The organism is Mesorhizobium kamtschaticum, assembly GCF_056174585.1.
This window is the reverse complement of record NZ_JBWBWI020000003.1, coordinates 327,006-341,300: the sequence shown is the minus strand read 5'-3', so window position 1 is coordinate 341,300 and position 14,295 is coordinate 327,006. Positions and strand designations below refer to the sequence as shown.

The 14,295-nt window shown below is 59.9% G+C and carries 14 protein-coding genes and 1 pseudogene; 7 read left to right on the top strand and 8 right to left on the bottom strand.

All coding sequences use genetic code 11. From position 1 onward, the window contains the following. Positions 1-7 precede the first annotated feature (7 nt). From nadA to AC0V7N_RS40710, 3 genes are all read right to left on the bottom strand, one after another. On the bottom strand, positions 8-982 hold the full coding sequence (gene nadA / locus AC0V7N_RS40720) for a quinolinate synthase NadA (RefSeq protein ID WP_496628557.1): 975 nt from the start codon (positions 980-982) through the stop codon (positions 8-10). 64 nt (positions 983-1,046) lie between these two features. Then, positions 1,047-2,000 carry an NrtR DNA-binding winged helix domain-containing protein gene (locus tag AC0V7N_RS40715; RefSeq protein WP_496628556.1) on the bottom strand — a complete coding sequence of 318 codons (954 nt, stop codon included), beginning with the start codon at positions 1,998-2,000 and terminating at the stop codon, positions 1,047-1,049. A gap of 212 nt (positions 2,001-2,212) precedes the next feature. Beyond that, positions 2,213-2,509, bottom strand: a complete 297-nt coding sequence (locus tag AC0V7N_RS40710) for a hypothetical protein (RefSeq protein WP_496628555.1) — start codon at positions 2,507-2,509, stop codon at positions 2,213-2,215. Between AC0V7N_RS40710 and AC0V7N_RS40705 the strand changes: the two genes are divergently transcribed. Then, on the top strand, positions 2,508-3,107 hold the full coding sequence (locus tag AC0V7N_RS40705; RefSeq protein WP_496628554.1) for a cold shock domain-containing protein: 600 nt from the start codon (positions 2,508-2,510) through the stop codon (positions 3,105-3,107). The two genes, AC0V7N_RS40710 and AC0V7N_RS40705, sit on opposite strands and share 2 nt — an antisense overlap. Before the next feature lie 235 nt (positions 3,108-3,342). Here AC0V7N_RS40705 and AC0V7N_RS40700 read toward each other — a convergent pair whose 3' ends face one another. From AC0V7N_RS40700 to AC0V7N_RS40685, 4 genes and pseudogenes are all read right to left on the bottom strand, one after another. Further along, complete coding sequence (locus AC0V7N_RS40700; protein WP_477249324.1) at positions 3,343-3,570, bottom strand: hypothetical protein; 228 nt, start codon at positions 3,568-3,570, stop codon at positions 3,343-3,345. A 431-nt stretch (positions 3,571-4,001) separates the two neighbouring features. Then, positions 4,002-5,036, bottom strand: coding sequence for a diguanylate cyclase (locus tag AC0V7N_RS40695; RefSeq protein ID WP_496628553.1), 1,035 nt, complete (start codon positions 5,034-5,036; stop codon positions 4,002-4,004). Between the two features lie 82 nt (positions 5,037-5,118). After that, the gene (locus tag AC0V7N_RS40690; RefSeq protein ID WP_496628730.1) at positions 5,119-6,936 is read right to left on the bottom strand and encodes an EAL domain-containing protein; all 1,818 of its coding nucleotides are present in this window, start codon (positions 6,934-6,936) and stop codon (positions 5,119-5,121) included. Between the two features lie 302 nt (positions 6,937-7,238). Further along, positions 7,239-7,885: pseudogene (locus AC0V7N_RS40685) on the bottom strand (MFS transporter); the annotation flags it as partial. 336 nt (positions 7,886-8,221) lie between these two features. Between AC0V7N_RS40685 and AC0V7N_RS40680 the strand changes: the two are divergent. Further along, positions 8,222-8,794, top strand: a complete 573-nt coding sequence (locus tag AC0V7N_RS40680; RefSeq protein WP_496628552.1) for a hypothetical protein — start codon at positions 8,222-8,224, stop codon at positions 8,792-8,794. Positions 8,795-8,796: 2 nt separating this feature from the next. Then, positions 8,797-10,167, top strand: a complete 1,371-nt coding sequence (locus AC0V7N_RS40675; RefSeq protein WP_496628551.1) for an EAL domain-containing protein — start codon at positions 8,797-8,799, stop codon at positions 10,165-10,167. A 130-nt stretch (positions 10,168-10,297) separates the two neighbouring features. On the opposite strand, the gene AC0V7N_RS40670 is transcribed toward AC0V7N_RS40675, so the two are convergent. Next, on the bottom strand, positions 10,298-10,615 hold the full coding sequence (locus AC0V7N_RS40670) for a hypothetical protein (RefSeq protein ID WP_496628550.1): 318 nt from the start codon (positions 10,613-10,615) through the stop codon (positions 10,298-10,300). A gap of 1,026 nt (positions 10,616-11,641) precedes the next feature. Between AC0V7N_RS40670 and AC0V7N_RS40665 the strand changes: the two genes are divergently transcribed. The 4 genes from AC0V7N_RS40665 to AC0V7N_RS40650 all read left to right on the top strand — a co-directional run bounded on the left by AC0V7N_RS40665 (position 11,642) and on the right by AC0V7N_RS40650 (position 14,246). Beyond that, on the top strand, positions 11,642-11,830 hold the full coding sequence (locus AC0V7N_RS40665) for a hypothetical protein (protein ID WP_006205770.1): 189 nt from the start codon (positions 11,642-11,644) through the stop codon (positions 11,828-11,830). Between the two features lie 181 nt (positions 11,831-12,011). After that, complete coding sequence (locus AC0V7N_RS40660) at positions 12,012-12,911, top strand: DUF3991 domain-containing protein (RefSeq protein WP_496628549.1); 900 nt, start codon at positions 12,012-12,014, stop codon at positions 12,909-12,911. A gap of 320 nt (positions 12,912-13,231) precedes the next feature. After that, positions 13,232-13,837, top strand: a complete 606-nt coding sequence (locus AC0V7N_RS40655) for a DUF1419 domain-containing protein (protein ID WP_496628548.1) — start codon at positions 13,232-13,234, stop codon at positions 13,835-13,837. Between the two features lie 10 nt (positions 13,838-13,847). After that, complete coding sequence (locus AC0V7N_RS40650) at positions 13,848-14,246, top strand: DUF3085 domain-containing protein (protein ID WP_496628547.1); 399 nt, start codon at positions 13,848-13,850, stop codon at positions 14,244-14,246. Positions 14,247-14,295 lie beyond the last annotated feature (49 nt).

Sequence of the window (14,295 nt, the reverse complement as noted above, 5' to 3'; positions counted from 1 at the left end):
GGGCGTCTCATATCGCAAGCATCCGCTCGACGGCGAGCCGGGCCCGGCCGGCAATCTCAGGATCGATGGTTACGACATGCCGGTTTTGCTCGAGAGCCTCGCGGATGTTCGCGAGCGTGATCCGCTTCATGTGCGGGCAAAGATTGCAGGGCCGGATGAACTCGAGCTCCGGATGCTGGAGCGCGACATTGTCGCTCATCGAGCATTCCGTCAGCAGCACGACGCGTGGCGGCTTTTGCCTTTGGACATAATCGGACATGGCGGCCGTGGAGCCGGAAAAGTCTGCCTCCGCGACCACGTCGGGCGGACATTCTGGATGCGCAAGCACGATCACACCAGGATGATTTTCGCGCAACTCGCGGATGTCGGCCGGCGTAAAGCGCTCATGGACTTCGCAGTGGCCTTTCCAGGCGATGATCTTCACGTCGGTCTGGGCGGCGATATTCTGGGCGAGATATTCGTCCGGCAGCATGATCACCTGGGGAACACCAAGCGACTCGACGATGGCCTTCGCGTTGCCCGAGGTGCAGCAGATGTCGGACTCAGCCTTCACCTCGGCCGACGTGTTGACGTAGGTCACGACTGGCACGCCGGGATAGCGTTGCCGCAGCAGGCGGATGTCTTCGGCAGTAACCGAATCCGCCAGCGAACAGCCGGCGCGCAGATCGGGAATGAGCACCGTCTTTTGCGGATTGAGCAGCTTCGCCGTCTCGGCCATGAAATGCACGCCGGCAAGCACGATGACATCGGCATCGGTCGACATCGCCTTGCGGGCAAGCGCCAGGCTGTCACCGACGATGTCAGCCACGCAATGGAAAATCTCCGGCGTCTGGTAGTTGTGCGCCAGGATGACGGCGTTTCGCTGCCGCTTCAGATCAAGAATGGCATCGATATCGCCGGCAAAGACCGGCCATTCGATCGGGGGGACAAAGTGGCGAACGCGGTCGTACAGGGACACGCCTGAAGGCAGGATGGCGCTCATCGAGCCTCCAGTTATAGTCTACAAGAATATAAGACCTATATATCCTTTGTGACTATAAGGGATGTCAAGCCCTCGCAAGCGGCAATTTTGTCCCGGCCACCGGCCTCTCATCGAGAATGTCGTGGCGGAAGCGGTAGAGCTGCGCCGGTCGGCCGCCGGTTTCGGTGGTTGTCTCCCCGGTCTTTTCAACCAGCTCCTGCTGTTCTATCAGCCGGCGAAAGTTTGGCTTGTTGATGAGCCTGCCGGAGAGCGCTTCCACGGTTCGCTGCAGCTGCAAAAGCGTAAAGAGCGGCGGCATCAGTTCGAACACGACGGGCCGGTATTTGATCTTGGAGCGCAGCCGCGCAATAGCCGTTGCCAGGATGCGGCGGTGATCGGCGATCATCGATTTGCCCACTACCGGAGTAGGTGCGACTGAAGGTCTACCGCGTATCGCTTCCTCCACAAGCGCCGCCTCATAGAGTAGTTCATAACGCTGCAGCGCGAACTCTTCGTTCCATGACCGGTCGTCGAAGCCGAAAGCAACAGCCGTGCGCCGCCGGCGATCGAGCCGAATGGCTTTCTCTTCAGCGCTATCCGCCCATTCCCTCAGGCGCGGTCGCAAATCTTCCAGCACTGCCGCCGGCGCGCCAGAGCGGTGATCCTCCCATGGAAAATAGTCGTACCAGCTTGCCCAGGATCGCCTGGCTGCGGCGCCCGCATCCTCGATCTGCGTAAGTGCGAGATAGCTGATCGAGATTACGCGCTCCTCGGCGCCAATCCGGTCGCGATCGGCGAAGGTGTAGAGCTGTTCGATATAACCGAGCGGCTGGCCGGTCTGTTGTTCCACCCATCCCCTGAGGCCCGACTGCAGCGAACGATGAGCAAGCTCGAATGGCCCCGAGGCTTCCTGTCCAACGGTGAGAACGCAAGGTCCACCACCGTTCATTGCCACAACGACGGCGATCAGGTCGGCTTTGACGTCGTTGGCCTTAACCGCGGCCTTGCCTTTCTTGATGCCTTTTGCGCGATCGTCCATGGTCCCCGAAGTGGTTGGGTAGAGCTTTGCCGCGTAGGCGGCTGAATCGATTTAATTTGGTTTTGTCTGATAATTGTCGGCGCGTCAACACCACGCGTCGTGGCGATTTTAGCTGGTCGCCGCTGCACAAAAATGTGCCAAACGCGACACCCGTGGGTGGTAACGGTGGGGAGCGAGGCGTCCATTGAGCGCGGTTGCCAACTCCAAGGCGATCACACCGCCGGATGTACACGCCGATTGCAAAGCTCGTCGATCGACATTGCGACATTCTTCTCCAGTTCGCCCGCGTCGCCATCATCGCACTCGAACTCCAGCACAGCCTGATGCGAGTCAATAAATCGACGCGCCGGCACTATTGTTTCAGGTGAAATGAATCTAGTTTCAAAGGGTTCGACCGATAGGCCGGGCACAGCTGCGGCCATCACGGCCATTTGACATAAACGCGTCGACCGATTGAGATTATCTTGACGGTAGCGTAGTTCGCCATCCAAGCCAGTCGAGATGATCATGGGCAAATATCGAGACCATCGCGAGCCACGCGGGCATCGCCATGACGATGACCCCGTTTCCGTTTCGGAACGGACCTCCGAGCCAAGCTACTTTCAGCGCCCGGCGCCCGTCACCGCACACCCTGTCGACGCCGAGGTATTGTGGTTCACAGTCAGCAAGGGTTTTGGCTTCGTCAAACTGTCGGACGGCAGGGAGGCCTATCTGCACGTCCGAGCGCTAGAGGCGGCCGGAAGCCGGGATGTTGCCGAGGGGACGCATCTCAAGGTCACGGTCGAAAAAAGTCCGAAAGGTCATCAAGTCGCGCAGGGGCTGGAGATCGGCGATCAGATCGCGAAAACTCCGTCACATAAGCTCGCCGCTGGAGGGACCATCGCCGAGACGGGTGCGGAGCTGGAGAGCGCGGGCACGGTCAAGTGGTACAAACCCGAAAAGGGTTTTGGCTTCATTGCTCCTGACAACGGTGAGAAGGACGTCTTCGTTCATGCCAGCACCCTGGCCCGCTCAGGGCTCAGCGTGCTGGTGGAGGGACAGAAGGTGTTTGTCGAATGCGGGCAAGGCAAGAAAGGCTTGGAAGTCCGGAGCATTCGCCTCGCCTAGACGGCGCATCGCCCACGGCCCGTACGAAGATATTGCAGTGATACAATTTACGGGCCGGTCGCAATATAAGTACAGGATTTGACCGATATGCCCGAGATCAGTCGGACGGGTTGGCCCTCCAACTTCTGTCTCAGAAAAATCCGACACTTGTCGAGCATGTTCGACGAAGTTGCAGGGGTGCACGGGCTCGGCCATCGCGCCGGCTACCATTCAGTGCGGGTCCATGAGGGAACGGTTAGCCTGCCCGCCTCAAATCCCGCTGTCGCGCCCTAGCTGCTATGAGCAGGCAAGTCTGGTCGCTTAGTCCGGTCTGGAAAAGGCGCACGAGGTCAGAGGCAACATTTTCGGCTTCTGGTGAACCCGGCTGGATATGGCTCTCTTGGCAAAGCTGGTCGAAAACCGACTTCAGGCTTTCCAAATCACTTGGATAGAGGGCTGGGTCAAGGTTGAGACGATCAATCATCCGGGCCTCCTGCGGGCTGAGATCTTGAACGACACAAAGGCGGCGGCGGAGAGACCCGCCGACAGGCGAAGATGACTCCGCCGAAAGTGCTTGTCATCAAAAAAGTTACTGACGGCTCGGCACATTCTTGACAACGAGGCAGGACCATATTCCTATCATGTTTTTGGCCGGAGACAGCAATGCCTGCCTGCCGCAAACGCATCCAAACCGATGCCTATCTGGACCGCTTTTGGCCCTATTACGCCGCTGCTGCGAGACGGCCTACGAACCCGCCCACAGCCGGGCTGCGTCAATGGCAACCGGGCCACTGCAGAGGGCAGAGGGCATATCTGCCGCGACACCCAGCCGCGCTCAAGGTTTGCTACTGGCCCAGGTCAACGAAATCGAGACCTTCTGGCTGAATCGATGTGCGAGGCTATAGCGCCCTTTGATCAGACCGCGTCGGGACCTTCCGATGCGAGGAGCAGTGCAACTTCGACGCGGTTTCGGCCTTTGTGCTTGGCCTTGTAAAGTGCGGTGTCGGCGGCGAGAAGCAGGCCTTCTGGCATCCTGATTGTCCCGCCCGATCGTGACAGTGCGGTCGCTGAACCAATGCTGACTGTGACGTGTCCGCCGCCTTCCAAATTGTCGCCATGAGGCAGGCCGAGGTTTTCGATTGCGAGCCTCAGCCGTTCCGCTATTTCAAGTGCTCCCTCGCTGTCGGTATCAGGCAAGATGACGGCGAGTTCTTCCCCGCCGTATCGCGACGCCAGATCCCCTGGACGATGAAGCACGTCTCTCATGGCGGCAGCGACGGCACGAAGACAATCATCACCAACCTGATGACCGTATTTGTCGTTAAAGCCTTTGAATCGATCGATATCGAGCAACAGCAAGGACATCTGTCCAGCGCTGCCAACGGTGCGCCGCCATTCCCTGTCCAAGGTTTCGTCGAAGGCTCGACGGTTGGCCAGGCCGGTCAGCCCGTCCGTCATCGCAAGCGAGCGGAGTTGTTCTTCGAGCCGTTTGCGTTCTGTTATATCTCTCATGATCAGGACGAAGTCGCCTGGAACGCCAGTTAGCGGATCACGGACGATGCGCGCCTTGCTCTCCACCCAGACGGTTTTCCCATCCTTGCGCCGGATCTCGATCGCAAGAGGCTCGCCTTCATCTGCTCCGGCAAGCAAGAGCGCGGCTGCCGCAGCGATGTTTTGAAGATGCTCGGGCGGGACGAACTCCTCCGGACCATGCCCCACCATTTCCTCCGGAAGCCATCCCAGAAGTCGGGTGCATGACGGTGAAACGTAGCGTGCCTTCGTGTCCGGCCCGAGTTGCATGATGACGTCACCGCTGTTCTCAGTGAGCATCCGGAAATTCGTTTCCTCCGGAAGAATGTCCGAACGGATAGCCAGGCCGGCCGGCGATTGCCCGGACCCGGTGCGACCAAAAGCCTTGCGAATAAGCTGTGACGCGGTTGGCAGGCGCATATTTGTCTCCTCTTCGGACACTCTGCGGGGCGCCGCAGCATTCTTTATCGGTTGTGCAAGCCACCCCCAGGGAGGGTTTCTGTCAGGCGATCCGATCGATTGGGTTCGCTATCCCGCTCGCCATCCTAGTCTCCTCAGCAGGTGGTCGCCCGAACCGCTTCAAAAGGCCTTTCGCTATCTGACGTGGTACCGCTTGCGAAAACAGATATCCCTGACCGAGCTGACACCCGATCTCTGCAAGTAAAACGGCCTGGGCTTCGTTCTCGATGCCTTCGGCGATGACCTGGATGTCGAGCTTGCGAGCGATGCCAACCAAGCCCTCGACGATGGCCAGGCTCGGATCTCCCTGGACAAGGCGATCAATGAAGGATTTGTCGATCTTGACGATATCGACCGGCACGGTCAGCAGATGCGTGAGCGAAGCGAAGCCGGTTCCGAAATCATCGAGCGCGACACGCAGCCCATGGGCCCGCAGCGCCTTGATCTCCCGAGCGACGACCGGATCGCGCTGGCCGAGATAGACCGACTCCGTGACCTCCAGAATGATGTGCTTCAACGGAACATTCTCGCGGCCGAAGGCGGCTTCGAGACGCGCGTAAAGGGTGCCGCTATGAAAATCGGCTGAGGTAATGTTGATGCCGACATGCTGCAACGGAATACCTTGATCCAGCCACGAGCGCGCGTCGGCTGCGACGATCGCTATCATGCGTTCCGTCAGATTCGAAGCGACGCTGACATCGGACGTCGCCTGGTGAAACGCAGCGGCGGAAACGACCTCGCCATCCGGCTTGCGAAGGCGGCAGAGGGCCTCCATGCCGACGATCGCGCGGGTGTCGAGCCGCAGGATCGGCTGGTAGAACGCGTCGATCCGGCCTTCGCGCAAAGCCGCGTCAACATCGCGGATCACCTCGATCCGGGTCTTGATTGTGCTGCCGATTCCCGGCGAGTACAGCACGAAGCCGCCTCGGGAAGTTTCCTTGGCGTGGTAGAGCGCGAAATCGGCGTTTTGGCGCACGCTTTTCGCATCGATGTCCCCCGCCGACAGCACTGCGCCGCCGATGGTAGCCTGTGCCAGGATCATGTGCCCGTCGCAATCGGCGGGCACAGCCAGAGTGTCGAGAATATGACGCGCCGTGCTTTCAATGCCGGAGGGCGCGCCAGCTCGCTGAAGGATTACGACGAACTCGTCGCCGCCCATGCGAAACACACGGTCAGGCGCTACGCTTTCGGCGAGACGTGACCCCACCGCCTGTAGCAAAGCATCGCCGGCGGCATGGCCGAAGGTGTCGTTGATGGTCTTCAGGTTGTCGAGGTCGATGATCAGGACCGCCCAGGCGCTCGGTTGGCCAAAGGACAGCCGCTCCAGGGCGACGTCCAAACTCGCCCGGTTCGGCAGGTTGGTGAGGGCATCGACATAGGCGCCGTGCTCTCGCTCGACGACCCGCCGGTGACGCTCAAGCGCGATGGCGCACAGGGAGGTACAAGAGGCGACAACCTTCTCCTCGCGAGGGGTGGGGCCGCGTTTCTCCGGAAAGTACAGGGCAAAGGTGCCGAGCACAGCGCCCGCGGCATCGCAGACCGGGCTCGACCAGCAGGCCTTCAGGCCCAGCGCCAGGACCGGCTCCTTGAAGCCGATCCAGCGCGGGTCGGTCGCGATGTCCTTCACAGCCACGGCTTTTCCGAGATAGGCCGCACTGCCGCAGGAGCCCATAAGCGGACCGATCATCAGGCCTTCGAGAAGAGCCATATATTCATTCGGGAAGCTGGACCCTGGGAGGGGATGCAACAAGCCGTTGCCGTCAACGCGCAGGACGGAACACCGGACGCCCGGCAACAGTTTCTCGATCCGGTGGCAAAGACGGTCCGTCGTTGCTTCGAGCGTTTCACCCCTGGCGATCATTTCGAGAATAGTGTTCTGGAGATGCAGCACTTTAACCCACCAATCCGCGCTCCTGAGTACCCTGCACGCATTCCTGGTGGAATCCCTTTGAGGAGACGCAGTGTACGAGATGATAATGTCGGGTAATTCTTTATAAGTTGGACGAACCCGTTTCGGTGAGGATCCGCGTTGAGCGGGGGGTGATTTCCTTGAGGCCAGCCCGGGCCTCTAGTTCCGGGACCACCGGCACGGCGATGTGATCCAGCCCATTTCGGTTGAGCGCCATACGTTAGCGATCACGGGTGATATGGGCCGGTCGGGCTTCAATGACGGGGAAGGTGAAGGATTGACTGATAGGGTTTGCGGGCCGAGCTTGTCGGACGCTCAATCGCAAGCGTCATTTGAGGCACTTCCTCTCCCCCATGCAACTGGAAGACACGCTCGTCCAGTCCGTCCAGGTCGGCGTGCGGAACGTTTCTGTCCATTGCATAGGCTTCTGAAGGTTACGCTGGAGCGTCCAGTTCCGAGCGCCGACGCGGCTGTGGACATGCCTGCGCTGCCGCATGAGGTCGAGGAAGGCCTCGACATTTCTTTCGGCTATCAGATATTCGACCTTGACCACGATCGGGCCGCTTCTTGGTTTCAGATTGAGAGCGACAGCTGGGGCGTCGAATTCCACCAAAGAATCGGGCTCGGACTCGTGGCGCTCGCGAAGAGGAAACAGCACGCCGGCTGCGGCGACCAGCAACAGGGCTCCAGCGGAACCCTCCAGCGCCAAGGTCAGGGAATAGTTCTGGGAAGCCGTGCCCCATACCCAGCTGCCGGCAGCGATGCCGCCGTCTATCAATGCATAATAGATCGAGATGGTCCGCCCCACGACCCAGCGCGGGCTCGCCAGCTGTACGCTCACGCCAACCCCCGACCAGGCGGTGACCCAGCCCGCGCCGCCCAAGGCGAGCGCAATTTGAGCGGCATATGTATATCCTTTGGAAAATCCGTAATCTGCCGTCTCGGCAGGCACGAGGAATGCGGCTCGTGAAAATCACCGGGGAATTCATCCGAGACTCGCTCCTCATTCAGCCTCGCCTCGACCATACAATTCGAAGGCCAGGTTGGCTTGACCGCCGGAGCAGGCGGAGCCTTGGGTCCCCGATGGCGCGCGGACGGGCCGGTGCGAAAGGTTCGGCGGGCGTTCGGGGCTTTCGAACTGGGTTGTCAAAATTTGCGGTTGAAATTTACTTTTACCGAATTGTTCGGTAGGGGATCAACACGCAGCGACTACTCTAGCGCGGGGGGTGAAAGAGTGATGCAGCGTCTGTCTGCCGCAAGGCTCGGTGACCTTCTGGCGGGCGACCTGCGGGCTTTTGGCGGGCCCTCGACGATCGAACCACTTGCCGGCCGCATTAGAGCGGAGCAGGTCAGTATCGTGCTTCGCAATACCCTTCTTGGCATGGTTGCGAATATACTCAATGCAGCCACTCTTGTTATGGCGGTTTGGGGCTCGCCCGACCAGACGAAAGCCATCGTCTGGGCGAGTGGGATCATCGTCGCCGCTGGTTTCGTGGGCTTGAGAGCGAGATCATCGTTTCGGTCAGTCAAACCAAGGTCGGTGTCTCGCCGGACTACGCAAAACCTGGTGCGGAACGCCTTCCTGTTCGGTACTTGGTGGGGCGCACTTCCCATTCTGTTCTTCAGTGGGGCAACAAGTGCCGCCCAGGTCGTCATCACCTGCCTGAGCGCAGGGATGATCGCAGGCGGTGCCGCTTCCTTTTACACGATTCCTATTGCGGCCATCGCGTATACGCTACCGATCTTCGTCGGTTCGGCGGTTGCCATTGTGCGGGTGGAGACGCCGTCAATCTGCCCGTCGCAATCCTGATAGTGAGCTACGCCATCACGCTGTTTCGTGCAGTGCTTGCTCACGCGTCCGAATTTACCCAACGCTTCGTTCTACAAGCGGAAAGTGAAAATGCCATTCGCAGGGATGTTCTAACGAGTCTGCCAAACCGGTTCAGCTTCAATGAGCGGCTCGAGAGCGCGTTGCTGGACGCAAAGCAGTTTGACCGACACTTTGCGTTACTGTTGTTCGATCTGAATAATTTCGACGAGGTGAATGATCACTTTGGTCGAGCAATGGCGGATGCCCTTTTGGTCGAAGTGGCTGCGAGACTTCGCAAATCAACGCGGGAGAGCGATGACATTGCTAGGTTGGAGGGCGGCGAATTTGCAATAATCGCTCCACGCGATATCAGGCCAGATCAAATCAGGTCCCTGGCTAAACAGATCATAGATGTCATGCGCGCGCCGTTCTTGATCGAAGGCCGCGAAATATATTGTAAGGCCTCTATCGGCATCGCTTTGGCGCCCACTGACGGTTTGGATACCAACCAGCTCCTGCGGTGCGTCGATACCGCGCTATACAGGGCCAAGACGCGGGGGGCGGGCTCCATCCAGTTTTTCAGCGCAAATGACGATGAAGCTGCTGCAAGGCGCCATGCCCTTGAGCGCGATCTGGCATCTGCGCTCGCCAATGACCAGCTCTGGCTTGCATTTCAACCCTTTCTCGACCTCGGGAGCGATCGCATCCGCGGTTTTGAAGCGCTTCTGCGCTGGCAGCATCCGACCCTCGGCGCGATTCCTCCATCGGAGTTCATTCCTATCGCTGAAGAAACCGGATTGATTCACGGCATCGGACATTGGGCCGCCAAGACGGCTTGCTTGGCCGCGGCACAATGGCCGCGCGACTTGCGGGTTTCCGTCAATTTGTCGGCAGTGCAGCTTAAGGACAAGGCCTTGCTGGATGGAATTGTAATGGCCTTGGCTGAAGCCGGTTTGGAGCCCCAAAGACTGGAGGTCGAGATCACCGAATCGGTGCTGATTTCCGATTTTGAAGACGCTATTTCATTGTTACAATCGTTGAGTTTTCTATCCATCACAGTCGCGCTTGACGATTTTGGCACTGGCTTTTCATCACTCACGTATCTTCGTAAATTGCCTCTTTCGCGGCTAAAGATCGACCGATCTTTTGTCCAGGATATGCTCACCGATGTGGACTGCGCCGCGATTGTGAGATCACTGATTGAACTGGCGCACGAGCTTCGAATCGAGGTAACGGCCGAAGGCGTCGAAACTCCCGAACAGCTCGACTATCTTCGCCGCGTCAGGTGTGACGAAGCTCAAGGCTATTTAATCGGGAAACCTGTCCGGATAGACGACATTCTTTGCATTGCTGCGAAGCCGTTTGGTCAGTAGCTAAATACATGAATGGCACGACCCGCACTTTGCCGGCGATGGTCTGGTTTTTTCTCGTATGCCAACGGTGACGAGGTGAGGCAACGGACGCCACCCGGCAACATTTTTCGTGAGGCAATGCGGTCTGCTTTCATCTTGATAGCAGGCGATGCCACTCCGCGAACTCATCGGAATTTCCGACAGTTTTCTTGGCCATGGCAGGCGTCGGTTCCGGGGCAGCATCGTGGGATCTGTCCTTCAGGAATTCCCAAGGCAAAGAACTGTTTTCGATCTCCTCGATTACAGATCCAGTGGCGAATGATGCAGCAAGATCGACAGCTTTGCGGCGGCGTGTGATCCGGATTGCCGACGAAAGAGCTTGGGCGGTTGTCCTGTAGCGGACCGGGCTCTTGCCGGAAATTCGGCGGATGGGGAGCAGGACGTTGAGAACCTGTCTGATCGGATTCATGGAAGCTCCCCTTTTGACTATCGGCGGCAACCATATAACCAGTCGCGGCAACGAATGACAATTGCACGACGTGATTCCATCCTTCGTGCGCGACCACAGCAGCGGCCACGTGACGGAACTGACAAAACATCTCGGCACCGTGATCGTGAGGTCGGACGGCACCGGCCTGTCGGCTCCCACGGGCTGGGCAGCGTCACGCCGCGTCATTTCTTTAAGGAGTTGGAACGCGCGGGATCGCTGGAGCAGCTGGTCGACAAGATGAGGCGGTTGCCGAGCCGCGCACGAAGAACGTGTGAGCTGGCGCGCCTGGTTTGGCTAAAGGAGCGGGGCGAGAGCCCATGGCCTGCAATGAAGCAATCAAACATTGCTATCGTGCAACCAAGCTGCCCGGTCGACCATCCGGACCGCGGCCTTCAATGCCAGTTCGCCTTGGAGCCGGCCCTCCAGCAATTAGTTCAGCACGCGGCGGAATCCGGCTGGACTAAGGACGAGATAGCCTCCGCGCTCCTCGAGGGGCAGCTACCGAGCGAAGCGTGATTTGATCGGGATACAGCGACCTGGATACGCAGCATCTGAAGTTCCTTCACTGCCAATCCCAGGCGACAACTTATCGGCGGTCAGCCCGATCAGGCTGATGTGCCTCTCGTATTCTCGTCGGCCATGGTGTGCCCTGATGGAGTTCTTTGTGCGGACGCCACTATCGTGGCGGCATCGTCGGAACAGGGAGAACGGTTTTTTCGCCTAAACCTTGTTGAAGCCGGGATAAGTCAGCCGCAAGTGCTGCAGGCATGAATCCGCGAGGTTTCGCGGCGAGTGACTTGGCTCCTGTGCAGAGCCCATTTCCCGCTCTTTCGGCTTAATTCCCTTGTTCCAGCCCGGACCTTGCCGATCAACCCGCTTCGGGGTCGGACTACGCAAGCGTGCCGTCGCTCAAGGCTTCGCCATCGCGATGATCGCGGTCCCGGCTGGACCCGACGGGCGCCTGTCGAGCGGGGAATGGTCCCCGCGAACACGGGAGCCAAACAAATGTCGCACGAACTCAGCCTCGCTCAGAGCCACGCCTGGAACCTCGCTCGCACCCTGATGACGCCGGTCATCCTCTTCAAGGTCAATGACAACGAGTACGGCGTTCTCCCTGCCGAAGACCTCGACGGCGACGAGGTCGAGGCGATCGCCGAATACTGTCCATACACAGGAGGCCGGCCGGTTCATTGAACCGGCATCTATGCCAGGGCGTGCCGCTTGCGAGCGGCAGGCCGCAAGGGAGGCTGCGCCGCGGCGGAAGCCGCGCCCTTGCGCCCTTTGCTCTTCGCGGCGGTCGCCGAGTGTTCCGCGAATTGTGTGGAAGAAATAGACTTGGAGAAAGGCCGGCCGGAAGGCTGCCGGGAGAGAAAAAATGGAAAAGACGGATATAGAAGCGCTGCGCGGCCGGGTCGGCTGTGCGGCGGTGCTGGAGACCAGCGGCTTCACGGTCGACCTCAAGGAAAGCACGCGCAAAGCGGTCAAATACCGTCGTGGCGACGATATCATCATTGTCATCCATGACGGCAAGGGATGGTTCGACCCCTTGTCGGATGCAAAGGGCGATGTCTATTTGCTGGTGCAGCATCTGGATGGCGGCGATTTCCTGGATGCCTTGGTGCAGGTAGCGTCGCTTGTGGGATTCGTGCCGAGCGAGCCCGAATGGAAACGGCAGTCCCGGGAGACCGAACCCGACTATTCCGTCACGGAACGATGGGCGGCGCGACGCAAGCCGTGGCGCGGGTCGGCGACCTGGCGCTATCTGCGCGATGAGCGGCACATTCCCGAACAGGTCATCGCGACAGCGATCGCTCAGGACGTTCTGAGGGAAGGCCCGCGCGGCAGCATGTGGGCCGCCCACAGCGACGCGGCCGGTATCGTCACCGGCTGGGAGGAGCGCGGCCCACAATGGCGTGGTTTTGCGGCCGGAGGCGGCAAGGTGTTGTTCCGGTTGGGGACGGTGACAGCCACCCGCATCTGCGTCACCGAAGCGGCGATCGACGCCATGAGCCTGGCCGCGATCGAACGGATCCGGCGCGACACGCTGTATGCCAGCACCGGCGGCGGTTGGTCGCCGGCGACGGACACGGCTCTTCGCCTGTTGGCAGGAAGGCCGAACACGCGGCTTGTAGCGGCCACCGACGCCAACCCGCAGGGTGAGACATTCGTATCGAGGCTGCGTGAGCTTGCCGGCGAGCTCGCCTGCGACTTTGAGCGGTTAAAGCCGCTCGCCGAAGACTGGAACGCGATGCTGCAGGACGCGGCATCCCCCTGACGGTGCCGATCACTCAACTGCCGCTGCAGAATTGAAGATCGCCGCCCCGCTTTGCCATGGTCATGTCAACTTGAAAGGGTGCGTCACGCGGCCATGACAGCCGGTTCGCACCGTCAAATTGGGGAGGGCAAGAAGGGAGAAAAGAAAAGGGAACCCGGCTGCCGCATGCCCGCCGGTCGCGTGCAAGGGTGAAGCTTCGCCCGGCTGCGCCGGCCCTTGACCCGCCCGGACGGAGAGGCGGCCGCGGGGAAGGGGTCATGAAGGGCTGAAGATGATGGGCATCCACGAGGTCAGCCCGACGAGGCCGAAGGAGCCCGCCGATGAACCCTTTTTCTCCCATCCGTAAAGTCTACCAGGGCATTGCCGACCGCCGGCAGATGTTCCGTTTGTTCGACCGCCATGCGCAGCGCCCGAACCGGGATCACGTCGATGCCGGATCTCTTTATAGCGGCGAGTGGTTTGGAGTCGGCCGCGTCGAGCACGACTACATGCTGGAAATTCTGCCACCGCTCTGGATGCGAGGCGAGATGTTCGCGCTACGCGAGTTCCTTACCGATAGCATCACCAGCGTCTTCTACACACTGCGCATCGACGGCGGAACGCGTTACTATCATGCCTATTGCGATCTGAATGTGGCGCGATCGCCTGCCGAAATGCGGTATGCCATCGTCGAGCGCGAGTCCTGGCCGGTGAAGGCGATGACGCGCGAAGAGCGGCTGGAGCACATCTGGAGCGCCACGCACGACGATTACCGTGGCTATGCCGGGGACCGCTGGCTGCCGAAGCATCGAGGCAAGCGCACGGTGCTCTGTTATGGCGGCCGGCAGGGCACCATGCTGAAGCTGCTCGACGAGCTCACCGATGATGAGATCGCGGCCAAGCTGCCGGTGCATCTGCGCCATCTCCCCCTGGCCGTTGCCGCGTGAGGGGGATGCGATGTTCACTTTTCCCATTCTTGCAGTTCGCAAGGTCATCGAGCGCGGAAAAACCGATGCCGCCGCCAATGGCGGTTTTCGCAATCCCTATTATGGCCTCAAGCCCGGCCAGGGCGAGATCCCCGGCCTGTGGTTGGTCGGAGACGAGGGCGTGTATGTGCTTTCGAATGGTAAGCTCGCCGAGGGCCAGAAGGCGCTCCTTTGCTATTCCGAAGAATGCCACCCGATCGGCAACCCCGACTGGTTTCACTACAAGCAGCGCCATTTCGGCGGCGACGACGGCATCGAATTCATCGACGCCGAGCAACTGATCCCGCTGTTCGATCGCAACCTTCGCTGCACGCATCTCAACGTGCAGCTCACCGAGACCGAAGTCTCGCTCTCGCTGATCGCCCGCTAACCCCAGCAAACCCGCCAGTAATCCCAGCAAACCCGCCAGCCCTTTCACG